Source organism: Mycobacterium parmense (assembly GCF_010730575.1).
GTDB lineage: Bacteria > Actinomycetota > Actinomycetes > Mycobacteriales > Mycobacteriaceae > Mycobacterium > Mycobacterium parmense.
This window is the reverse complement of the sequence record NZ_AP022614.1, coordinates 3,030,216-3,052,379: the sequence shown is the minus strand read 5'-3', so window position 1 is coordinate 3,052,379 and position 22,164 is coordinate 3,030,216. Positions and strand designations below refer to the sequence as shown.

At 67.0% G+C, this 22,164-nt stretch carries 23 protein-coding genes and 3 pseudogenes; 18 read left to right on the top strand and 8 right to left on the bottom strand.

The features are described from left to right. The first annotated feature begins 37 nt into the window (after positions 1-37). The 4 genes from ppk2 (at position 38) to G6N48_RS13990 (ending at position 4,051) form a co-directional block, all read left to right on the top strand. On the top strand, positions 38-937 hold the full coding sequence (gene ppk2 / locus G6N48_RS14005) for a polyphosphate kinase 2 (protein ID WP_085267635.1): 900 nt from the start codon (positions 38-40) through the stop codon (positions 935-937). Beyond that, positions 934-1,431, top strand: a complete 498-nt coding sequence (locus tag G6N48_RS14000) for a DUF6912 family protein (RefSeq protein ID WP_085267636.1) — start codon at positions 934-936, stop codon at positions 1,429-1,431. Before ppk2 ends, G6N48_RS14000 begins: the two co-directional genes overlap by 4 nt. A 102-nt stretch (positions 1,432-1,533) precedes the next feature. After that, positions 1,534-2,679 carry a ferredoxin reductase gene (locus G6N48_RS13995; protein ID WP_085268023.1) on the top strand — a complete coding sequence of 382 codons (1,146 nt, stop codon included), beginning with the start codon at positions 1,534-1,536 and terminating at the stop codon, positions 2,677-2,679. Positions 2,680-2,761: 82 nt separating this feature from the next. After that, on the top strand, positions 2,762-4,051 hold the full coding sequence (locus G6N48_RS13990) for a fatty acid desaturase family protein (RefSeq protein ID WP_085268024.1): 1,290 nt from the start codon (positions 2,762-2,764) through the stop codon (positions 4,049-4,051). 14 nt (positions 4,052-4,065) lie between these two features. On the opposite strand, the gene G6N48_RS13985 is transcribed toward G6N48_RS13990, so the two are convergent. Then, positions 4,066-4,227: a hypothetical protein gene (locus G6N48_RS13985; RefSeq protein ID WP_161494165.1), complete on the bottom strand. Its 162-nt coding sequence runs from the start codon at positions 4,225-4,227 to the stop codon at positions 4,066-4,068. A 141-nt stretch (positions 4,228-4,368) separates the two neighbouring features. Between G6N48_RS13985 and G6N48_RS13980 the strand changes: the two genes are divergently transcribed. Beyond that, positions 4,369-4,986 carry a DUF2461 domain-containing protein gene (locus tag G6N48_RS13980; RefSeq protein ID WP_085267637.1) on the top strand — a complete coding sequence of 206 codons (618 nt, stop codon included), beginning with the start codon at positions 4,369-4,371 and terminating at the stop codon, positions 4,984-4,986. Positions 4,987-5,021: 35 nt separating this feature from the next. On the opposite strand, the gene G6N48_RS13975 is transcribed toward G6N48_RS13980, so the two are convergent. Both G6N48_RS13975 and G6N48_RS13970 read right to left on the bottom strand, forming a co-directional pair. Next, positions 5,022-5,906: an ABC transporter substrate-binding protein gene (locus G6N48_RS13975; protein WP_085267638.1), complete on the bottom strand. Its 885-nt coding sequence runs from the start codon at positions 5,904-5,906 to the stop codon at positions 5,022-5,024. A 49-nt stretch (positions 5,907-5,955) separates the two neighbouring features. Next, positions 5,956-6,699, bottom strand: coding sequence for an SDR family NAD(P)-dependent oxidoreductase (locus G6N48_RS13970; protein WP_085267639.1), 744 nt, complete (start codon positions 6,697-6,699; stop codon positions 5,956-5,958). Positions 6,700-6,911: 212 nt separating this feature from the next. On the opposite strand from G6N48_RS13970, the gene G6N48_RS13965 reads away from it, so the two are divergent. The 11 genes and pseudogenes from G6N48_RS13965 (at position 6,912) to G6N48_RS13915 (ending at position 16,685) form a co-directional block, all read left to right on the top strand. Next, positions 6,912-7,298, top strand: a complete 387-nt coding sequence (locus tag G6N48_RS13965) for a nuclear transport factor 2 family protein (protein WP_085267640.1) — start codon at positions 6,912-6,914, stop codon at positions 7,296-7,298. Positions 7,299-7,435: 137 nt separating this feature from the next. Further along, on the top strand, positions 7,436-8,428 hold the full coding sequence (locus G6N48_RS13960; RefSeq protein ID WP_232066626.1) for an AraC family transcriptional regulator: 993 nt from the start codon (positions 7,436-7,438) through the stop codon (positions 8,426-8,428). Positions 8,429-8,516: 88 nt separating this feature from the next. Continuing rightward, complete coding sequence (locus G6N48_RS13955; RefSeq protein ID WP_085267642.1) at positions 8,517-10,013, top strand: flavin-containing monooxygenase; 1,497 nt, start codon at positions 8,517-8,519, stop codon at positions 10,011-10,013. Continuing rightward, positions 10,010-10,126: pseudogene (locus G6N48_RS13950) on the top strand (NAD(P)-binding protein); the annotation flags it as partial. The gene G6N48_RS13955 and the pseudogene G6N48_RS13950, both read left to right, overlap by 4 nt. An 81-nt stretch (positions 10,127-10,207) precedes the next feature. Further along, a complete protein-coding gene (locus G6N48_RS13945; RefSeq protein WP_085267643.1) occupies positions 10,208-11,353 on the top strand; it encodes a zinc-binding dehydrogenase in 1,146 nt (381 codons plus the stop codon). Between the two features lie 10 nt (positions 11,354-11,363). Continuing rightward, the gene (locus tag G6N48_RS13940) at positions 11,364-11,852 is read left to right on the top strand and encodes a glutathione peroxidase (RefSeq protein WP_085267644.1); all 489 of its coding nucleotides are present in this window, start codon (positions 11,364-11,366) and stop codon (positions 11,850-11,852) included. 128 nt (positions 11,853-11,980) lie between these two features. Continuing rightward, complete coding sequence (locus G6N48_RS13935; RefSeq protein ID WP_085267645.1) at positions 11,981-12,313, top strand: DUF732 domain-containing protein; 333 nt, start codon at positions 11,981-11,983, stop codon at positions 12,311-12,313. Positions 12,314-12,455: 142 nt separating this feature from the next. Next, entirely contained in the window at positions 12,456-13,103 is a 648-nt protein-coding gene (locus G6N48_RS13930) for an enoyl-CoA hydratase-related protein (protein WP_085267646.1), read from the top strand. A gap of 90 nt (positions 13,104-13,193) precedes the next feature. After that, positions 13,194-13,565, top strand: coding sequence for a DUF2255 family protein (locus G6N48_RS13925; protein ID WP_139825619.1), 372 nt, complete (start codon positions 13,194-13,196; stop codon positions 13,563-13,565). 165 nt (positions 13,566-13,730) lie between these two features. After that, positions 13,731-14,240, top strand: a pseudogene (locus tag G6N48_RS28950) (toll/interleukin-1 receptor domain-containing protein); the annotation flags it as partial. Positions 14,241-14,348: 108 nt separating this feature from the next. After that, entirely contained in the window at positions 14,349-16,685 is a 2,337-nt protein-coding gene (locus G6N48_RS13915) for a WD40 repeat domain-containing protein (RefSeq protein WP_232066625.1), read from the top strand. A 52-nt stretch (positions 16,686-16,737) separates the two neighbouring features. Here the strand turns inward: G6N48_RS13915 and G6N48_RS13910 are convergent. Beyond that, positions 16,738-17,087: pseudogene (locus tag G6N48_RS13910) on the bottom strand (hypothetical protein); the annotation flags it as partial. Positions 17,088-17,588: 501 nt separating this feature from the next. Here G6N48_RS13910 and G6N48_RS13900 point away from each other — a divergent pair. Beyond that, positions 17,589-18,326 (top strand): cupin domain-containing protein, encoded by a 738-nt coding sequence (locus G6N48_RS13900; RefSeq protein ID WP_085267649.1) that lies wholly within the window; start codon positions 17,589-17,591, stop codon positions 18,324-18,326. Here G6N48_RS13900 and G6N48_RS13895 read toward each other — a convergent pair. The 4 genes from G6N48_RS13895 to G6N48_RS13880 form a co-directional block, all read right to left on the bottom strand. Next, a complete protein-coding gene (locus G6N48_RS13895; protein ID WP_232066624.1) occupies positions 18,210-18,641 on the bottom strand; it encodes a hypothetical protein in 432 nt (143 codons plus the stop codon). The two genes, G6N48_RS13900 and G6N48_RS13895, sit on opposite strands and share 117 nt — an antisense overlap. Positions 18,642-18,681: 40 nt before the next feature. Further along, positions 18,682-19,674 (bottom strand): quinone oxidoreductase family protein, encoded by a 993-nt coding sequence (locus tag G6N48_RS13890; protein WP_085267650.1) that lies wholly within the window; start codon positions 19,672-19,674, stop codon positions 18,682-18,684. A gap of 191 nt (positions 19,675-19,865) precedes the next feature. Beyond that, positions 19,866-20,366, bottom strand: coding sequence for a DUF302 domain-containing protein (locus tag G6N48_RS13885; RefSeq protein WP_085267651.1), 501 nt, complete (start codon positions 20,364-20,366; stop codon positions 19,866-19,868). A 2-nt stretch (positions 20,367-20,368) separates the two neighbouring features. Further along, complete coding sequence (locus G6N48_RS13880) at positions 20,369-21,550, bottom strand: thiolase family protein (RefSeq protein WP_085267652.1); 1,182 nt, start codon at positions 21,548-21,550, stop codon at positions 20,369-20,371. A 94-nt stretch (positions 21,551-21,644) separates the two neighbouring features. Here G6N48_RS13880 and G6N48_RS13875 point away from each other — a divergent pair, with 94 nt between their 5' ends. Continuing rightward, positions 21,645-22,118: a winged helix-turn-helix transcriptional regulator gene (locus G6N48_RS13875; protein WP_085267653.1), complete on the top strand. Its 474-nt coding sequence runs from the start codon at positions 21,645-21,647 to the stop codon at positions 22,116-22,118. The last annotated feature ends 46 nt before the right edge of the window (positions 22,119-22,164 follow it).

Here is a 22,164-nt window from a genome sequence, read left to right as displayed (position 1 = left end):
GGGTGAAATTCGGGCCGCGGATCTATCATTCGTTTTCGTGAGCACTCCGACGCACGACGGCAGTCCGGCAAAGGCGGAGAAGTCCGAGCGGGCGAGGAAGTCCGCCAAACGATCCAAACGGACCGAACCGAAGATCTCCGACGCCGTTTACGAGGCCGAATTATTCAGGCTGCAAACGGAGTTGGTGAAATTGCAGGAATGGGTGCGCCATTCGGGTGCGCGCGTCGTCATCATCTTCGAAGGCCGCGACGCCGCGGGCAAGGGGGGTGCGATCAAGCGGGTCACCGAGTACCTCAGCCCGAGGGTCGCGCAGGTCGCCGCCTTGCCGGTGCCGACGGATCGGGAACGCGGCCAGTGGTATTACCAGCGCTACATCAAGCACCTGCCCGCCAAAGGCGAGATCGTGCTTTTCGACCGGTCGTGGTACAACCGCGCCGGCATCGAGAAAGTGATGGGATTCTGCACGCCGCAGGAGTATGTGTTGTTTTTGCGGCAGACGCCGATCTTCGAGCAGATGCTTATCGACGACGGAATCCTGTTGCGCAAGTATTGGTTTTCGGTTTCGGAGGCCGAACAGTTGCGGCGGTTCAAGGCGCGGCGCAATGACCCGGTGCGGCGGTGGAAGCTTTCCACCATGGATCTGGAATCGGTGTACCGGTGGGAAGAGTATTCGCGCGCCAAGGACGAGATGATGGTGCACACCGACACGCCGGTCAGCCCGTGGTATGTCGTGGAGTCCGACATCAAGAAGCACGCCCGGCTGAATATGATGGCCCACCTGCTGTCCACGATCGAATACGCCGATGTGGCCACGCCCGAGGTCAGGCTCCCGAAACGCCCTGTCGATAGCGGGAACTACCAGCGCCCGCCGCGCGATCTGTCGACCTACGTCGACGACTACGCGGGGCGCCTCGCCCGGGGCGCGGCGCGCACATGACGCATGTCTACATCCCGGCCACCCTGGCGATGTTGCAGCGGCTGGTCAGCGACGGCTCCGTGCGGCCGGTCAACGGCACCGCCTTCGCGGTCACGCCGACGTTGCGCGAGGCCTATGCCCAGGGCGACGACGAGGAGCTCGCCGAGGTGGCCCTCGGCGAGGCGGCGTTGGCGTCGCTGCGCCTGCTGGCCGAAGGCGCCGGTGACGAGCCGCTTCGTCGCGCGGTGCTGGCCGCCGAGGTCGACGACGTCACCTACCGTCCCGACCTCGACGACGCCGTCGTCAGGCTCGCCGGGCCCGTGCCGATGGATCGGGTGATCGCCGCCTACGTCGACACCGCGGGCGCCGAGCCGGCCGTCGCGAAGGCCATCGAGGCCATCGACGCGGCTGACCTGGGAGACGAGGACGCGGAGCTGATCGTCGGCGACGCCCAGGACCACGACCTGGCGTGGTATGCGAACCAGGAGCTCCCGTTCTTGCTCGAACTGCTGTAGCTACGACACCGTAGGTTACGGTACCGTAGGTTTTGTGGAGCGCAGAGAATCGATCACAATGTGAGCGTCAGTCATGGGCCACGTAGTGAGCAGGAGCTTCCGCTGGGCAAACGCAACCCGTCGATTACGGGCAACGTCATCGACACCAAACGTCCCGAAGTGGCCGGCGCGGAACGGCATCCCGGCTGGCACGCGTTGCGCAAGATCGCCGCGCGCATCACCACCCCGCTGTTGCCCGACGACTACCTGCACCTGGCCAACCCGCTGTGGTCGGCGCGGGAGTTGCGCGGCCGCGTCCTCGAGGTCCGCCGGGAGACCGAGGACTCCGCGACGCTGGTGATCAAGCCGGGCTGGGGATTCAACTTCGACTATCAGCCGGGCCAGTACATCGGGATCGGGCTCCTGGTCGAAGGCCGCTGGCGCTGGCGGTCGTACTCGCTGACGTCGACGCCGGCCGCGGGTGCGGCGTCGGGGCGCACGGTGACCATCACGGTCAAGGCCATGCCGGAGGGCTTCTTGTCCACCCACCTGGTGGCGGGCGTCGCGCCGGGGACCATCGTCCGGCTGGCCGCGCCGCAGGGCAACTTCGTGCTGCCCGACCCGGCGCCGGCGGCCATCCTTTTCCTCACCGCCGGCTCCGGGATCACGCCGGTGATGTCGATGCTGCGAACGTTGGTCCGGCGCAACCAGATCGGCGACGTCATCCACCTCCACTCGGCGCCGTCGGAAGCCGGCATGATGTTCCGCGCCGAGCTGGCGGCGCTGGCTGCCGCGCAGCCCGGCTACCGACTGCAGCTGCGCGAGACCCGGAGGCAGGGGCGGCTGGACCTCGGGTCGATCGAGCAGGACGTGCCCGACTGGCGCGAGCGGCAGACCTGGGCCTGCGGGCCGGAGGGGCTGCTCGCCGGGGCCGAGCGGGCATGGTCGGCCGCGGGCATCAGCGATCGGCTGCACCTGGAGCGTTTCGCGGTGTCCAAGGCCGCGCCCGCCGGAGCCGGTGGCACCGTCACGTTCGTTCGCAGCGGCCGCACCGTCGCCGCCGACGCCGCCACGTCGTTGATGGACGCGGGGGAGGGCGCCGGGGTGCAGATGCCGTTCGGCTGCCGGATGGGCATCTGCCAATCGTGTGTGGTCAGCTTGGTCGAAGGCCACGTCCGTGACCTGCGAACCGGCGCCGAACACGACCCCGGCACCCGGGTTCAGACGTGCATCTCGGCCGCCTCCGGTGATTGCGCGCTAGACATATAAAGGCTACTCACAGGTAACCTACGGGCTCGTAGGTTACGATAGCGTAGGTCCGAGACCGCACAATCGCAGGGAGATGATGACGATGGCGATCACCGACATCGACGTATTCGCCCATCTGACGGACGCCGATCTGGAAAACCTGGCCTTCGAGCTGGATGCCATCCGCCAGGACGTGGAGGAGTCGCGCGGCGCGAGAGACGCCCGCTACATCCGCCGCACCATCGCCGCGCAACGCGCGCTGGAGGTGGCGGCGCGGCTGGCGCTGGCCGCCAGTTCGCGGCGTTCTGCCTGGTGGGCCGGCACGGTGGCGCTGGGCGTGGCCAAGGTCATCGAGAACATGGAGATCGGCCACAACGTCATGCACGGCCAGTGGGACTGGATGAACGACCCGGAGATTCACTCCTCGACGTGGGAGTGGGACATGAGCGGTTCGTCCAAGCACTGGCGCTACACCCACAACTTCGTGCACCACAAGTACACCAACATCCTCGGTATGGACGACGACGTGGGCTACGGCTTGCTCCGCGTCACCCGAGACCAGCGCTGGAAGCGTTTCAACATGCTGAACCTGGTCTACAACACCATGCTCGCGCTTCTCTTCGAGTGGGGCGTCGGCCTGCAGCACGTGGAACTCGGCAAGATCGCCAAGAAGCGAATGGACCAGGACGATGCCCGGCAGCGGGTCGATGAGTTCCTGGCCAAGGCGGGCCGGCAGGTGCTCAAGGACTACGTCGCCTTCCCGGCGCTGACCGCGCTGTCGCCCGGCGCGACCTACACGTCGACGCTGAAGGCCAACGCCGTCGCCAACGTCATCCGCAACGTGTGGGCCAACGCCGTCATCTTCTGCGGCCACTTCCCCGACGGCGCAGAGAAGTTCGCCAAGACCGACATGATCGGCGAGACCAAGGGCCAGTGGTACCTGCGTCAGATGCTGGGCAGCGCCAACTTCGAGGCGGGCCCCGCGCTGCGGTTCATGAGCGGCAATCTGTGTCACCAGATCGAGCACCATCTGTATCCGGATCTGCCGAGCAACCGCTTGCACGAGATCTCGGTCCGTGTCCGCGAGGTCTGCGACAAGTACGACCTGCCCTACACCACGGGCAATTTCCTTGTGCAGTACGGCAAGACGTGGCGCACCATCGCCAAGCTGTCGCTGCCCAACCAGTACCTGCGCGACGACGCCGACAACGCGCCGGAGACGCGCAGCGAGCGGATGTTCGCCGACCTCGAACCCGGTTTCGTCGGCACCGATCCGGCGACCGGACGCCGCCGCGGCCTCAAGACGGCCATCGCAACGGTGCGGAGCTGGCGGCGCGCCAGGCGAACCGCCGCGGCGCTGTCGCGGGAGTCCGACGACGACCTGGCGGCCTAGGTCGCGGCGACGCCCTAGGTTCGGTCGGGTGTGCGCCCGGATCCGCGTGGCGGCGCCGGCCGGGCGGCGGGCAGGCATTTCTTCAGGCTGGTGAGCAGTCGCTCGCGTTCGGCCGTCGTCAGCGCGCGAAGGAACGTCTCTCGGACGTCGTCGACGTCCTCGGCGGCGCGGCGCACCGGAATGGACTTGCATCCGTTGCCTTCGTCACGGACCCTGTCTTGCGCGAAACCGCGAAAGCCGTCCCAGCCCTGGGGAATATTGACGTGGATGTGGTTACCCGTCTGCGGGGTCGGGTTCCCGGCGGGAAGGACAGCGGGATGGCGTTTCGCGGATGGCCGGTCGAGGCGGTCGAGTTCTACGAGGGTCTCGAGGCCGACAACTCCAAGACGTACTGGCAGAAAAACAAGGGCGTCTACGAACGCGCCGTGCGGGTTCCGATGGAAGAACTGCTGGCCGAGCTCGCCGGCGAGTTCGGAGACGGCCGGATCTTCCGGCCTCACCGCGACGTCCGATTCTCCGCCGACAAGTCGCCCTACAAGACCAACTGCTCGGCCACGGTGGGCGACGGGTATGTGGCGCTGTCCGCCCACGAACTCAAAGTGGCCAGCGGCCTCTACATGCCCGAGCCCGCCGAGTTGCAGCGCTACCGCGACGCGCTCGACGCTGAGCGGTCCGGTGCAGAACTCGCCGAGATCGTCGCCGCCCTGCACGCCGCCGGTTACCAGATCACGGCTCACGACACCCTCAAGAGCGCGCCGCGCGGATATCCTCGCGACCATCCGCGGATCGAGCTGCTACGGCACAAAGGCATCGCGATGACCAAGGGCTGGCCCATCGGTGCGTGGCTCGGCACCCGCAAGGCCAAAGACCGCGTAGTCAAAGCCCTGCGCGCCGCCGCGCCACTCAATGAGTGGCTGGGCCGCAACGTCCGCTGACCGCCGACCCCGTCGGGCGAACGGGTGCCCCATGGTCAAGGGGCGGGCGCCCGACTGACGCACTGGTGATAGAAGTCCGCGGCGGCGATCGCCGCGACGCCCAACTCGTGCGCGACGGCGTCGATCGCTCGCTGCCCGGCACCGGGGTCGATCCGGCGGTCGGGCACGAAGTACGGACGGACGTAGCGGTCGTAGTAGCGGTGCGCTTCCTCGCGCGTGAGCCGATCGAGGAACCACGCGACATAGTCGACAGCCCGGCCGGGTTGCTCGGCGAGGGTGCGCAGGGCCCGCTGGTTGGCCCGCACGACACCCTGCAAGGCCGGGCTGTCCAGCGGGGTGTGCGCGGGGTCCACGGCGACGCCCACGGTGGGGATCTGAAAGTGATCGCCGACCCAGGCCAGCACGTGGAACCCCTCCTCGTCGGCGACCTGTTCGGGAGACAGGGTGCTGCCCACGTAGGCGGCGTCGATCGAGCCGTCCCGCAGGCGGCGCAGGTCCATCTGGTAATCACCCGGATGCCGCACCACGCAGTGCAGGTCGTGATCGGGGTCCAGGCCGTGTTTGCGCAGGACAATTCGGGCGAATGCGCCGGGAGGGCTGTCGGGAGCGTGGACGGCCAGGCGCCGCCCGCGAAGATCCGTCATGGAATTCACCTCGGCGTTGCCGAGAAACCAGAACAGCGGCCGATCGGTACTGACGCTGAGCACTGTCCAGCCGATCCCGTCACTCATCCGCGACAGCAAGGTCCGGCCCAGGCCGATCACCGCGCCGCGGCGCAGCCGCTCGGCCGGCCAGGCGATCCCGTCGCGGATGGCGACGTGGACACCTTCGTCCTCGAAATAGCCCTCCTGGTCAGCAACGTGGGCGACCAACTCCTCGTGGATACCGCGCCCGACGTAGGCGAGATCGATCGTCAGCACCGCTCGGGCCCTTCCGAATAGGGTGACTTCCGCTGTGGCGAGAGTCTTTTCAGTCCATGGCAAGGCCACCGTTGACGGGCAGGTAGTGGCCCGTGGTGAATTCGGAGTCCGCACTGGCCAGGAAAGCCACCGTCTTGGCGACCTCCTCCGGGGTCACCAGGCGCCCCATGGGGTTGGTCACACCGAGGCGCTTCACCTCACCTGGCGACAACTGGCCGCTCACCTTTGTTTCGGCGACGGTGGCGGGCGCGACGAGGTTCGCGGTGATCCCGTGCGGCGCCACCTCGAGCGCGACGTATCTGACGAACTGGTCCAACGCTGCCTTGGCCGTGCCCAGCGCGATCATGCCTTCGCGGGGCCGGCGCGACAACCCCGTGCTCAGGTAGACCAGGCGCCCGTAGCCCCGCGAAATCATGCCCGGCACAACAGCTTTGGTGATCAGGTACGCGGCATGGAGCTCGCGGTCCAGCTTGCCGCCCAATTGCTCCCAGGTCAGGTCGGCGAATGAGGTCACGGCGAAGGGGATCAACGCGTTGTGCACGAGCACGTCGACGCGCCCCCATTCCCGCGTCGCTTGGTCCATCATCGCGGTGACGTCGTCGGGTGCGGTGACATCGGCACGAATCGCGATAGCCGCGCCGCCGGCCGCCGTCGCGGCTCGCACCACTTCGTCGGCCTGCTCGGCGCTGGAGTGGTAATTGACCACCACGCGAAATCCGCGCTGCGCGAGCACCAGTGCGGTCGCCGCTCCGATTCCCCGGCTGGCTCCGGTGATCACCGCGACGCGATCCATCCGCCACACCTCCGTCCGTGTTCATCGCCCGGACGCTTGGTGGACATGTGACGGTCCCCTGGTCAGACGGTGACGACGCCTGTCGGCAGGGCCGAACGATACTCCGGTGGCACAACCCGGTAAAGGGCGCTAACCCACGGTTGGCGGTAGCCACACAGCCGTGCCGGGGAGGAACATGGAAGCGGTCGAGATCCGCCCGAGAGGAGATCATCATGGGGGATGACGACGTGCGGGCGGCCCTGCAGCGCCACTGGGCGGCCTCCGACGCCAACGACTTCGATGCGGAACACGAAATCTACCGCGCCGACGCGGTTCTCGAATATCCGCAGTCGGGCGAGCGGATCGCGAGCCGGGCCGGAATTCAGGCGTCACGGGAAGCCCAGCCGAATGCCAAGCGCTTCACCGTGCGGCGCATGCTCGGCGGCGGCGATCTCTGGATCAGCGAGCTCGTGCTGACCTACGACGGGCAACCGTATTACGTGGTGAGCATCATGGAGTTCCAGGGGGGTGAAGTGGTCCGTGAGACGCAGTACTTCGGCGATCCCTTCGAGCCGGGGCCGTCCCGGGCGCAATGGGTCGAACCGATAAGCCTTGAATAGGAATTGGATTCGGTTCGAGGACCTGCGCGGCGGAGACCGGCGCGAGATCGTTCGACATACTGGGACGTGTGCGGGTGTTCGCGGGACGGCAGGTGTCGCACTGGGATTTCCCGCGGAACACCGCCAGCGTCGCATTGATGGCCGATTTCGCTTGCGAGAGCGGGCTTGCCGTGTCGGAGGTGCTCGAAGGTTCCGGGCTTTCCGAGGCGGACCTGCACGACCACAATCGGATGATCGTCGGGCGCCAGGAGCTGGCGGTCGTGACCAACCTGGTCAACCTGCTCGGCGGCGAGGCGGGAGCTGCCGACCTCGGGGTGCGGGTGGGGGGCACCTATCACGTCGGATCCTTCGGCATCTTCGGTTTTGCCTGCCTGACCAGTTCGACGCTCGGCGACGCGGTGAGATTTGCGGCCAAGTTCTACGAGCTCAGCTACGGGTTCTGTCTGCCGACGGTCATCGTCGATGGACCACAGGCGTCACTGCGGCTCGACCTGCCCGACCTGACCGGTCCGGTTGCGCAGTTTCTCATGCGGCGTGACCTGGTCGCGATCGCGCGAGTCATGGCGGAGCTGCTGGGCAGGCCCGTTCCGTTCACGTCCGTCACGTTCGCGGGTCCGGCGCCGGCGTCGGGTGACGCCGCCGCCCGCGAGGCGTTCGGCGTGACACCCGGTTACGGCTTGCGGGTGACGGTGGTGTCGTGGCCCGCCGCGCTGCTGACCGACCGGCTGCCCCAGGCCAGCGAGATCAGTGTGGCCACGTGTCAGCAGCAATGCCAGGAGTTGCTGGAACGCCGTCGGCAGCTGACCGGTGTCGCCCGGCGGGTCCGCGACCGCTTGGCCTCGATCGACGGCAAACCCCACACGGTCGCGAGCGTCGCCCGGCAACTGGCGATGAGCGAGCGGACGCTGCGGCGACGCCTGGCCGAGGAGAACACGTCCTTCCGGTGCCTGGTCGAAGAGGTCCACCGGGTGCTCGCCGAGGAGTTGCTGGCCACGGGCGCACTCTCCGTTGACGACGTCGCGTTGCGGCTGGGCTATGCCGAGGCGACGAGTTTCATCGCCGCGTTCAAACGGTGGACGGGTACGACTCCGGCCCGGTATCAGCGTTCGGCGGCGCCGCGGGCCCGTTGACCGGCACGTTCGCGGCTTGGCCGGAATCATGGATTTGCAGACCGGAATGGGCTGCCGACGACGGGCCGTGGCCCCTAACGTGGGATCCATGACTTCGATCCCCCGCCGTCCCCGCGCGGTGGTCATCGGCGCCGGCTTCGGCGGCCTGGCGGCGGCCTACGAGCTGACCAAGGGCGGTTTGGCCGACGTGACGGTGCTGGAGAAGGCCGGCGACATCGGCGGTGTCTGGCGGGAGAACACCTACCCCGGCGCCGCATGCGACGTCCCGTCGAACCTGTACTCCTATTCATTCGCCCGCAAGACCGACTGGGGCCGGCGCTACGCCGAGCAGCCCGACATCCTGGGTTACATCCACGACACCGCCGACCGGTTCGGCCTGCGCGGGCTGGTGCGCACCGGCGTCGAGGTCACCTCCGCCTCCTACGACGACGGCACCGCCACGTGGCGGGCAGAGACCTCGAGCGGCGAAGTTTTCGAGGCCGACCTGCTCATCCCCGCCGTGGGCCAACTGTCGCGCCCGGCGCTTCCCTCGATCCCGGGACTCGACACGTTCGCGGGTCCCTCCTTCCACTCGGCGCAGTGGCGCCACGACGTCGACCTGGCCGGCAAGCGCGTCGCGGTCCTGGGCACCGGGGCGTCGGCGATCCAGTTCGTCCCGCGTATTCGCACCACCGCCGGGCACGTCACGGTCTTTCAGCGCTCGGCGCCCTATGTGGTGCCGAAACTCGACCGCGCCTACACGCGCGCCCACCACGCCGCGTTCTCGAAGTTTCCCGGGTTCGCCGCCGCCATGCGCGCGGCGATCTGGGAGATCACCGAGCTGCTGGGTCTCGCGCTGACGAAGGTCGCGCCGCTGGCCCGGCTGCTGCGGGCCCTCGCACTGGGAAACCTCAAGCGCCACATCAAGGATCCGGTGCTGCGTGCCAAGCTCACCCCGGATTATCCGATCGGCTGCAAGCGCGTCCTGTTCAGCAGCGAGTGGTACCCCGCGCTGGCGCGCGACAACGTCTCGGTCGAGACGGCCGCGATCACGGAGGTGACGCCGACCGGTGTGCGCACCGGCGACGGCCGGCTGCACGAGGTGGACATCGTCGTCTACGGCACCGGTTTCAAGGCCACCGAATTCCTCGCCCCGATGACGATCACCGGCCGCGCCGGGCGGGACCTGCGTACGGAATGGGCACAGGGCGCCCACGCCCACCTGGGCATGGCCGTGCCGGGATTCCCGAACATGTTCCTGATCTACGGCCCCAACACCAATCTCGGCAGCAGCTCGATCATCCTGATGATGGAGCAGCAGGCCCGCTACATCCGCCAGGTCGCCGAGGAACTCGCCCGCGGGGGCGTGGCCCGCGCGTTCGAGGTGCGCCGCGCCGTGCACGAGGCCTACGACGCGGAGGTCCAGGCGCGCCTGGACAGCGGGGTGTGGACGACGTGCGAGTCGTGGTATCGCACCTCCTCCGGTCGGGTGACCACGAACTGGCCGGGGCTGGTCCACGAATATCAGCGCCGCACGGCGGATCTGCTCGTTGCCGATTACCTGGAAGTGTTTCCGACGTCCGTCACCGAGGAGATCGGCGCGTGACCCGATCCGGCTACGACGTCCTCGTCATCGGCTCTGGCTTCGGCGGCAGCGTCTCCACGTTGCGGTTGAGCGGAAGGGGTTACCGTGTCGGCGTTCTCGAGGCGGGTCGGCGATAGGCGCGCGGGGCGTAGCCGCGGCCGCTCTGGAGTTCGTATGGTGAAACGTGCAGCCGCACCAGGAACGAGGCGAGCCCGATGACCGTAGACCTGCCCGATCACGCCCTTGAACTGCGTTCCCTGGTGACATCGAGGGGCACGCTCGAGCTTTCGCTGCGTGACGTGGCAGTTCCCACCCCGGGCGCCGACGAGGTGGTGGTGCGGGTGGAAGCATCGCCGATCAACCCCTCGGACTTGGGCGTTCTGATCGCCGGCGCCGACATGTCCACGGCCACGGTGACGGGCACGCCGGAGCGCCCGGTCGTCACCGCAACCCTGAGCGAGGCCGCCTTGCAAGGGCGTTCCGCGCGGCTCGACAAGCCGCTTGCGGTCGGCAACGAGGGTGCGGGCACGGTCGTGGCCGCCGGCTCGTCCCCGGCGGCCCAGGCTCTGCTGGGCAAGCTGGTCGGCATCGCGGGCGGCGCCATGTACAGCCAGTACCGGGCGGTCGCCGCGTCCGCGTGCCTCGTCCTGCCCGAGGGGGCGACCGCCGCCGACGGCGCGTCGTCCTTCGTCAACCCGTTGACTGCTCTCGGCATGCTGGACACCATGCGCCGGGAAGGTCATTCGGGCCTCGTGCACACCGCGGCGGCGTCGAATCTCGGCCAGATGCTGGTCAAGCTCTGCCGCCGCGACGATGTGCCGCTGGTCAACATCGTCCGCAAGCCGGACCAGGAGGAGTTGCTGAGATCGCTTGGCGCAGAATATGTCTGCAACTCCGCATCGCCGTCGTTCGAGGCCGATCTCCTCGAGGCTCTCACGGCCACCTCCGCGACCATCGCCTTCGACGCCGTAGGGGGCGGGACGCTGGCGAGCCAGATCCTCAACGGCATGGAGAAGGCGGCCGGCGCGACTACGGGGGAGTATTCGCGCTACGGGTCGACCGTTCACAAGCAGGTGTACATCTACGGAGGACTCGACACCGGGCCCACGACGCTGACGCGAAACTTCGGCATGGCATGGGGCGTCGGGGGCTGGCTGCTGACTCCGTTCCTGCAGAGCATCGACGCGCAAACCTTCGGCCGGCTTAGGGCGAGGGTGGCCGCCGAGCTGACCACGACGTTCGCCAGCGCCTACACCCGGGAGGTTTCACTGGCCGGCATGCTGGCGCCCGAGGCGTTCCACGCCTACGTGAAGCGGGCGACGGGAGAGAAGTTCCTGGTGACACCCCAGGCGCAGTGTTAGCGTCCTGGGTGTGACCCTCAAAGACATCGCCCTGACCACCCTCGACGGCACTCCCACCACGCTGGCCGAATTGTCCGACGGCGCAACGCTGGTGGTGAACGTGGCCTCCAAGTGCGGCCTGACCCCGCAGTACGCCGCGTTGGAGAAGCTGGCCAGCGACTACCGCGACCGTGGCCTGACGGTCGTCGGCGTTCCGTGCAACCAGTTCATGGGCCAGGAACCGGGCACGGCCGAGGAGATCCGGGAGTTCTGCTCCACGACGTACGGGGTGACGTTTCCGTTGTTGGCGAAAACCGATGTCAACGGCGGCGACCGCCATCCGCTTTATGCCGAGCTGACCAAGACGGCCGACGACGCCGGCGCGGCGGGCGACATCCAATGGAACTTCGAGAAGTTTCTGATCGCTCCCGACGGTGAGGTGGTCAATCGGTTCCGCCCCCGCACCGAACCCGACGCCCCCGAGGTGATCAGCGCCATCGAGGCCGTGCTGCCCCGGTAGGGGTCGGGTGTTCGCTCGCCGAATCGTTGACAACGTTTGCTGCAGCGCGCGGCCGCGATACTGTGACTGCTACCGCGTCGGCGTCAGGGGGGCTTGCGCGAAACAGTTCCCCACGGAGGAGTCAACGGATGAATAACATCGCACGACTGGCCGGCCCGTTCGCTGTGATCCTGGGCGGCATCGCACTCGCCGTCGCCCCGATCGCCGGCGCCGATTCCACCGACGACACCTACCTGCAAACGCTCAAGGACAAGGGCATCACGTGGCCCGGCGGCTCGGACCAGGCGATGGTCCAGATCGGGCATGCCGTCTGTGCAGACTGGTCCAAGGGGTTGACGTTCGAGCAGACCCTGGCCGACGCGAAATCGGGGATGCCGCAACTGGCTGACACCTCGATCGCCAAGATCATGGGTGCGGCCACCGGGAGTTACTGCTCGCAGTACTCCAGCAAGTTCGATTGACGCCACGGGTGGCCGCGGCCCGGGCGTGACGACCAGGCATGGCGCCGGGCAACGGCTCGCCGCCGCGGGACGGGCCGGGCCGGCGCGTGGACCGCCCGCTTCGCCCGGGAAACCCGTCACATCGAAACCGAAGGATGAGGCCATGGCCACGAAGGTCGATCAGCACGAATCCGTCGCCGTCCTCACGCTGGGAGACGACGAAAACCGCTTCGCACCCGACTGGCTCGACGAGGTGACCGCCCGCCTCGACGAAATCGAGGGCACGTCTAAGGGCTTGGTCACCGCCGGGATCGGCAAGTTCTACTCCAACGGCCTTGACCTGGAATGGCTCTCCGCGAACGCCGAACGCGGCCAGTGGTATGTCGGTGCGGTGCAGCGACTCTTCGCCCGCATCCTGACCTTCCCGATGCCCACGATCGCCGCCGTCAACGGTCACGCTTTCGGCGCGGGAGCCATGCTCGCCATCGCTCACGATTACCGCGTCATGCGATCCGATCGCGGCTATTTCTGTTTTCCGGAAGCCGACATCAACATTCCCTTCACCCCGGGCATGGCCGCGTTGATCCAGGCGAAGCTGACTCCGCAGACCGCCGTGGCGTCGATGACGACGGCGCGCCGGTTCGCCGGGTCCGACGCCCAAGCCGCCGGCCTGGTGGACGACACCGCATCGGAGCAGGAATTGGTCCAGGCAGCCGTCGATCGCATCCGGCCGTTGGTCGGGAAAGATCCCGGGACACTGGGGGCGATCAAGTCGACCATGTATGCGTCCGTCATCACGGCGCTGCAGTAGGGCCGCCGCATCATCGAGCGAAAGGATCCCGTTCGGCATGACCGTCGCGACCCGCACTACCGTGCGCGTGCTGCCGCGGCCCCTCGCGTCATGACCTGGACGCCCAGCGAACTCGAGCGCATAGACCGCACAACCGAATTGGAGATCGCCGTGTACCGAGAGGACGGCACGCCGCGGCCCGGGACGCCGATCTGGGTGGTGTGCGCGGACGGCGAGGTCTACGTCCGTACCTGGTATCGCAGAACGACCGGCTGGTTCGGTCTCGCCCTGCGCACCGGGCGGGCGCGGGTACGCGCCCCGGGCCTGGAAGCCGACGTGCGCGTCGTGGATGTCGGTGCCGGCCCCGCGGCGCTGCGGGCGGCCGTAGACGACGCGTATCGCCAGAAGTACCAGGGTGATTCGACGAGCGCGATGGTGCGCGACGAGGCCGCGGCGACCACGCTCCGGTTGCGCAGGGAGTGAGGCACTAGATGCCGAACCAGTGCGCGAGCGCGCCAGGCGATGGTGATCAGATCTATCACCACAGCCTCCCGGGAATAGCCGCCGAGCACCATCTCGGTGCTCGGACAGTTCGCCACCATGGACTGAACGTGGGCGTTCGCGTCGCCGGCGGCTGCCATTCGCGACATGGGTGGGCCTGCCGCGACCGGCGACGACTCGGCGGGTGTCGAACAGTCGAGATCGGCGAACCGGCTCGCGCCGGCGCGCCAGGTGGCAAACTTGACGTGGTTACTGACATGCCGGCCGGATTGTCAAGGCCCCCGGAGCGTCCCTAGGCGGAATATGGCCGAGGTAACAAAGGGCTTCGAATCTGCGGCTCCCGAAGGCGGCAGGCCGCCGGAATACGGCGCCTTCTTGTCCTATTCGCATCGTGATCGGCAGGTCACCATGGCGATCCAGAAGGGCCTGCACCAGATCGGGCGGCGCATCGGTCAGTTGCGCGCGTTGCGGGTGTTCCGCGACGACACCAACCTCACAGCCGACCCGGATCTGTGGGGCAAGATTGCGGAGGCGCTCGATAGCGCCCGCTACATGATCGTGGTGTTGTCCCCGCAAGCGGCGTCATCACACTGGGTCAACGAGGAGATCAGGCACTGGCTTGAACACCGCGGTCACCAGCGACTGATGTTGGTTCTGGCCGAAGGTCAGCTGCGATGGGACGCGACGCGAAACAGGTTCGACCCTGAACACTCTGACGCCGCGCCACCGGCGCTGACCCAGCCGGGATCCCTGCTTGCCGAGCCCTTGTACATCGACGTCAGCGACGATGCGCCGTGGGATTTGCGGTCAGTGGCGTTCCGCGACAAGGTCACCGCGTTGGCGGCTCCGATTCACGGCAAACCCAAAGACCAGCTGGCCAGCGACGATTTGCGCGAGCAGCGGAGGTTTCGCCGACTGCGCGCCGCGGCGATCAGCGGATTGGCGGTGCTTACCGTGCTCGCCGTGGTCGCCGCCGTCATCGCCTTCGCCCAGCGCCAAGAAGCCATCCGGCGCCTGCACGACGCGACCGTGGCCAAGCTCAGCGCCGAGGGGGCGGCGATGCTGGCCGGCGACACTCCTGGCGGCGATGTGCGTGCCCTGCAGGAACTGCTGGCCGCTAACGCGATAGAGGCTGACGGGGTGCCCATCCTCAACGCCCAGATTGCCCGGGTCACCACCCAGAAGATCGTCGACACATCGTCGTTCGCGCGCCAACTCGCATACAGCCCGGACGGCAGTCGCGTCGTGACCGCCGAGGACGACGGAACCCTGCGCCAATGGGATTCCACCACCGGAAAGCCGATCGGCTCCCCGCTCAAGGGAGCCTCCGGCGCGGTCACCGGCGTCGTGTACACCCCCGACGGCCACACGATTGCATCCACCAGCTTTGACGGCACGATGCGGCTGTGGAACGCCGGCACCGGCGACCCGCTCGTGCACGATCCCCAAAACGTGGGTACCGGACTCACCAGCGTCGCGGTCAGTCCAAACGGCACGATGATCGGCACCGGCGGCGAAGACGACACCGTACGAATCTGGAACCCCCGGACCGGACATCTGCGCACCACCAATCATGTGTTCGACGACCACCGCGTGGCCATCAGCGATGTCGCGTTCGACCGCAGCGGGGCGCTGTTCGCCGCGAGCGGCAACAACGGTTCGATCGTGGTGTTCGACACGGCCACTGGCCAGCCGCACGCGCCGATCATGTCGGTTACGGGCGTGGAATCCACTCCCGGGATTGTGTACCGGATCGCCTTCAGCCCGGACGGGCACACGATTGCCTCGGGCAGCGACGATCTGGAGCTGTGGGACGTCGCTTCCGGGAAGAATGTCCGGACAGTTCAGGTCGGGACGAAAAAACTGAGCGCGGTCTCCGCGGTCGCGTTCAGCCCGGACGGACGTCTCGTTGCCACCGGCCGCAACGACGGGGCGGTGCAGGTGTGGAACGCCGACACCGGGGCGCAATTCGGTCAGACGCTGGCCGGGCACAACCGCTCGGTATTCGGCGCAGCGTTCAGGCCGGATGGCCGACAGCTCGCCACATGCGGCCAGGACGGCACGCTTCGACTGTGGAACACCACGGTTGGCGAGCCGATGAGGGGCCCTGACCCGGTATTGGTAGAGGCGGCGTTCAGCCCCGACGGCAGGCGGGTAGCGGCCTCCGGTGATACGGCCGTGCAGCAATGGGACACAGCCTCCGGCGTGGCCGGCCCGCCGCTGGCGGTGAGCGGCGCAGGACACAAGAATTTTGGCTTCGTTGCTGGCGGGCGGATGGTGACCGCCGCGGGGGATGGCACGGTGCAGGAGTGGGATGCCAACACGCTTCAGCCCATCCAGCCACCTGTCCGTCTCAACATCAAGGGACCGTCCTTCCACTTCGCCTTCAGTAGCGATGGTCGCAGGGTTGCCTCGGGCGACGACCAGGATGGCACGGTCCAGTTGTGGGACGTCGGGACCGGTCGTGCCCTGGGCCAACCCATGACCGTTGACCAACCCAATGCCCTCCTCGCACTGGCTTTCAGCCCGGATGGTCGTCACCTCGTCGCCGGCTACAACGACGGCCTCCGGCTCTGGAACGCCGACACCACACAGCCCGAGGGAAACGTGATGACATCCACCCACGGGTCAATCCCCCTCATGTCGGTGGCATTCACCCGTGACGGCAAGACGGTCGCGGGCGGGCGCGAGGACGGTGCGGTGGAATTGTGGGACGCCACCACGCGAACGCCGTTGCAAGACAGTCCGCTGTTGGGTCACTCGAGCGTAATTTTCGGCGTGGCGTTCGGGGTGGGAGGTCAAATGGCAAGCGGTGGAGTCGATGGCACCGTGCGTTTGTGGGACACCTCTACCGGCAAGCCGACCGCGGCGCCGCTGATGAGATCAGACGATGTCACAAGTGTGGCGGTGAGCCCGGACGGGCGACTGGCCGCCTCGGCAACCCTGGATGGAACCCTGCTCCTCTCGCCTGCCGTTGCCGATCCCTCGGAGTTGTGCGACAAACTGCTCACCAACATGAGTCACAAACAATGGCGCGACTGGGTGTCCCCGGCGATCGACTACATCGCGGTGTGCCCCGGCCTCCCCGTCGCATCCGATTGATCACACCTGCACGGCGTTCAGGCGCGGTCCGAGGTGGCGTAGAAGACATTGCTCACGGTTGCGTCCATGAGGACCGCCATTTCATGGCCGCGAGGTTGTGCCAAAGTTCTCGAGGCTTTCGGTGCCACCGAACAGCGTCGTGAAGTTGGTGGAGTCGACGAGCACGACGTCGCCGACGCGTCGCCCGTTGGGCGGCAACCAGATCAGCACGTTGAACTGTGTTACCGGCCGCGGTGAAGGATGCGGCCGGTTCGGGTCGATGCGTTGGCGGCCCAGCACGCGCACGGAATCGGTTTCGGGGTCAGTGCGTTCGTAGTGCGGCAGGTGGGGGTGGAAGTTGAACGTGGTGACGTTGTCGAGCAGGCGAGGCGTGTCGAGGTCGCGGAAAGCGGTCAGTGGCGATTCGCCGACTCCGCCGCTACTGCGGCCCATAGCGTTACTCAGCATCACGCTCGGTCTGCCGTTGATCGCCGAATGGGTTGAGAACGCGTACCAGGCAGCAACCGTGAAGTCCCTGGGTTACTCGTTCGCACAAGGCTTTGGCGCCCTGTTTTTCTGATTCGCGGTCATGTGGACCCCTGTTGTGGAGGCCGCCGCCGCAGTAGCTTGAAGGGCGCGAGGCGCTGCCGGCCAAAGACCGCGCTTCGACAAAGTGTGTGCCCGGGTCCGGATGAAACGCCCGGTGCTCTACGGGTCGCTGAGCTTCCGACACCGGGCCGGGGCCGGACCGGCGGGACTGCACCCCGGCGGCGCCGGAACTGTCAGAACAGAAAGACCAGGGAAGCCGCTGGAACGGTTTACCTCGAGCGGATTACCGCCGTCCGCAGACAGGCGCGAACCGCAGCTCACAGACATCTCAGCCGACTCAGCAATAGGGAAACAAAACCAACGAAAGGAATTGTGATGACGAATAATCCAGCGGATGGTGCGGCGCAGCCGTCGGTCGACGACCGCACGGTGCCGTCACCGAATCCGCCCGGCTCGAACACCCCGCCCCCGCAGCTCTTGCCGGAGGGCCCTGGGATCGGCAGTGCGGCCTGGCCTAGCGAGCAGACCACGCCGGTCGGTCGTGGCGAACAGATTGCCGGAGGCACGGACCCCGATCATCCGCACCTGTTTCACCTGGCCGACTGGGGAGGCAACGTCTTCCCCGGCGGCAGCCTGCAAGGCGCCAACAGCGAGAACTGGCCGATACTGGTCGGCCAGAAGGGAGCGGTCTATCTGGCGCGACTGGCTGTCGGCGGCATTCGAGAACCGCACTGGCATCCCAGCGCGTGGGAAGTCAACGTGGTGCTGGCCGGGTTGAGCCGATGGGTGTTCGTCGGACCCAACGGCACCCAGGACGTCTTCGAGGCCGGCAAAGGCGACGTCATCTTCGCACCGCAGGGTCACTATCATTACTTCGAAAACGCCAGTGCCACAGAGGAATTGGTGGCGCTGATCGTATTCAACTCAGACGCCGCGGAACCGAAAGACGACATCGGCATTGGTCAGTCTCTCACCGCCATACCCAACGACGTGCTCTCAGCGGTGTTGGGCGTGCCCATCTCCATCTTCGAGCAGATTCCCACCGTTGCGGGCCGCATCGTCATCGCCAAGCGTCCCGAAGGGCAGACGGGGGCCAGACAGGCCGTGCCGTGATTGCCCCGCGGTCACGTCGTGGTGCAGCATCGTGATGGCGATCAGCGGGTTGCCGAGAATGACGCGCATCAGCTTGCGGTCGATGCCGGCCTTGGTGATCCATGCGCCGTGGTTGATCAGGGAGAACAGCATGAATCCGCTTGGCCCGACCTGGGGTTCGACCCGCTCCTGGTATTCCTGCCAGTTCCCGGTGTCGGTGGCGACAGTGTTGATCGGCACCAGCTTGTCGCCGATGTCGTCCGGCAGTGCGTCGTAACTCTTCTCGCTGTCCCAGCACGACCGCGGCCGAACGCCTCGTTGTATCGCTGCCGTCACTTACCCGGTTCGGTGAAGTCGAAGTCAACGTGATGGAGCCTCATGGCTTTACCTCGATCACCACTTTGCCCATCGGGCCGTCCGCTAGGCGTTCGAAGGCTTGCGGCAACTGCTCGAACGGAAACGCACGGTCGACCAGAGGCCGTGCGCCAGAGCGGGCCAATATGCCCAAGAGGTCGTGCCAGCCGGCGCGATGCTGCTCCGGTGTGTAGTAGCTGAGAGCCATTGCGCCAATTCGGAGCCAGCGCGAAAAGAGCGTGCCCGTGTAAAAGTTGGGCACCGGGCCTCCGAGTTCTCCCACCAAGCTGAGTCTTCCCGAATCGCCCATCGTATCGATGACTTCAGGAAGCAGCGTGCCCCCGATCGTGTCGACCGCCAGGTTCACCCCACCTCCATTCAGGGCATCCTTTACGCGAGCTCGCCACTGCGGGTCCTCAGGGTTGAATGTGAACGTCGCTCCGAGTTCCTTGAGGCGTCGTTGCTTTTCCTCGCTGCGCGAAAGCGCCACGACCGTGTGGCCCATCGCCGCCGCCAGTTGCACAGCCGCAACTCCGACCCCTCCCGACGCGCCGGTGACCAGGACCACTGAATTTGGCTTGAGCGGTTCCCACATGGTGAGCGCACGGTACGCCGATAGATAAACGACCGCGGCGCCCGACGACTGCTCTTCGGTCCAACCTGCGGGGATCTCCGCTAAGTTAACCGCCGGTATGGACGCTTGTTCGGCAAACATGCCCCAGCGGAGAAGCCCGACGTCACTGCGCAGAAGAACGCGGTGCTCGCCCACCTGCACATCCTCGACGCCTTTGCCAACTTTGATTACTTCCCCGACGCCATCCCGCCCCAGCACGTGCGGCGCAGGAGGGTATACCGGATATGGGTAGCGCCTCTCCGCCATCATCCGGTCGGCCGGATTTAAGCCGGCGTAGTGGACTTGTATGACCACCTCGCCTTCCTCTGGAACCGGATCAGGCGCGTCAGCCAGGGTCAGGTGATCTATCCCTGCATGTCCATCCCACAGCCACGCTTTCATAACTGCTTCTCCCTTGCGGCTATTCGTGACTACAGCAAACCACGACGATCACGCGGTCGAATGCAACGTGCCAGGCCCAGTGCTCTCGGCACGGCAGCGTGCGTCGAATTCCTGAGCGTTCTCGCGGTGCCTAGCGTCTGCAGCGCGTCTACGGTATTTCCTTCAACGACCGCAGCGCTCCTCACGTGCGGTCAGGAGGCGCTGGTCACCTTCTCGGCCAGTGCCGCCAGCTTGGCGTCGAGTTCCTCTGCGGCGCTGCGCAATTCGTGATTGGGTTCGATGACCATCAGCGACGACGGCTTGACGTAGGTCAAGCTGCTGCGGCCGTCGCCTTCGTCGGTGAGCAGCAATTCGACGGGGGCGAACAGGCCCGCGGTCACGTCGTGGCGCAGCATCGTGATGGCGATCAGCGGGTTGCCGAGAATGACGCGCATCAGCTTGCGGTCGATGCCGGCCTTGGTGATCCATGCGCCGTGGTTGATCAGGGAGAACAGCATGAATCCGCTAGGCCCGACCTGGGGTTCGACCCGCTCCTGGTATTCCTGCCAGTTCCCGGTGTCGGTGGCGACAGTGTTGATCGGCACCGGCTTGTCGCCGATGTCGTCCAGCAGGGCGGCGAGCAGGGCCTCGTAACTCTTCTCGCTGTCGTAGCGCACCCGCACGCCGTCGAAGCGGGTCTGTGATCCTGCCATGATTAATCCAATCGCTCGATGATGGTGGCGTTGGCCATCCCGCCGCCCTCGCACATGGTCTGTAGCCCGTAGCGCCCGCCGCGCTGCTGCAAAGCGTTGACCAGCGTGGTCATGATGCGGGCGCCGCTGGCGCCCAGCGGGTGGCCGATCGCGATGGCGCCGCCGTTGACGTTGGTCTTGGCCAGGTCGGCGCCGGTGTCGTGTGCCCAGGCGAGGACCACCGGCGCGAAGGCTTCGTTGACCTCGAACAGGTCGATGTCGGCCAGCGTCAGGCCGGCGCGGCGCAGCACCTTCTCGGTGGCGGGGATGACGCCGGTCAGCATGTAGAGCGGGTCGGAGCCCACCACGGTGGTGGTGTGGATGCGGGCCAGCGGGTGCAGCCCCAGCTTCTTGGCGACCTCGCCGCTGGTGATCATCACCGCGGCGCTGCCGTCGGACAGCGGCGAGGAGTTGCCCGCCGTGATCGACCAAGTGATCTGCGGGAAACGCGCTTCCATCGCTTCGCTGTAGAACGCTGGTTTCAGCCCGGCCAGCGTCTCGGCCGTCGTGCCCGGCCGGATGGATTCGTCGACGGACAACCCGGCGGTGGCGATCAGCTCGTTGTCGAAGAGCCCGTCCTTGGTGGCCCGGGCGGCCTTGTCGTGGCTGGCGGCCGAGAACTCGTCGAGCTGGGTGCGCGAGAAGCCCCACTTGGCGGCGATCAACTCGGCGCTGATGCCCTGGGGCACCAGGCCCTCGGGGTAGCGGCGCGTCATGTCGTCGCCGAAGGGGTTGCTGCCGGGCAGCACCGAGCTGCCCATCGGGACGCGGCCCATTGACTCCACGCCGGCCGCGATGACCAGGTCGTAGGAACCGGCGAGCACGCCCTGCGCGGCGAAGCTGATGGCCTGCTGGCTGCTGCCGCACTGCCGGTCGATCGTGACGCCGGGAACCGACTCCGGGAGGCCGGCGCCCAGCAACGCATTGCGCGCGATGTTGACCGCCTGGTCGCCTACCTGGGTGACCGCCCCGGCGATCACGTCGTCGACCTGCGCCGGGTCGACCCCGGTGCGTTCGACCAGTTCACGCAGGCTGTGCGCCAGCAGGTCGGCGGGCAGCACGTCGTGCAGCCCGCCGCTGGCCTTGCCCTTGCCGACGGGGGTGCGGACGGCACCGACGATGACGGCGTCGCGGTCGTTGATCATGGCTCCTCCTCGAGTCCACAGCTAAGTTCGATTAGCTATACCCAGGTAAACATCTAGGTACACTGAATGCAACCCAGCTGGGGAGGTGATTTAGATGACAATGCTGCAGGGACCGCTGGCCGACCGGGAAGCTTGGTCGGCGGTCGGCGAGTGCGCCATCGAGAAGACCATGGCCGTCGTCGGCACCAAGTCGGCGATGCTCATCATGCGCGAGGCCTACTACGGCACCACCCGGTTCGACGACTTCGCGCGCCGGGTGGGCATCACCAAGGCGGCCACCTCGGCGCGGCTCGCCGAGCTGGTGGACCTGGGCCTGCTGACGCGACGGCCCTACCGCGAACCCGGGCAGCGCAGCCGCGACGAATACGTGCTCACCGACGCCGGAATCGACTTCATGCCGGTGGTGTGGGCCATGTTCGAGTGGGGCAGGCGGCATCTGCCGGGACGCAATCGCCTGCGGCTCACCCATCTGGGCTGCGGCGCCGAGGCGGGCGTGGAAATTCGTTGCGCCGAGGGGCATCTGGTGCCGCCCGACGAACTCGGGGTACGGCTGGCAAAATCGCCCTGACTGCCGCGAGGGCGCGCAAATGTACGCCCCCTGCGGCGTGTCGGCG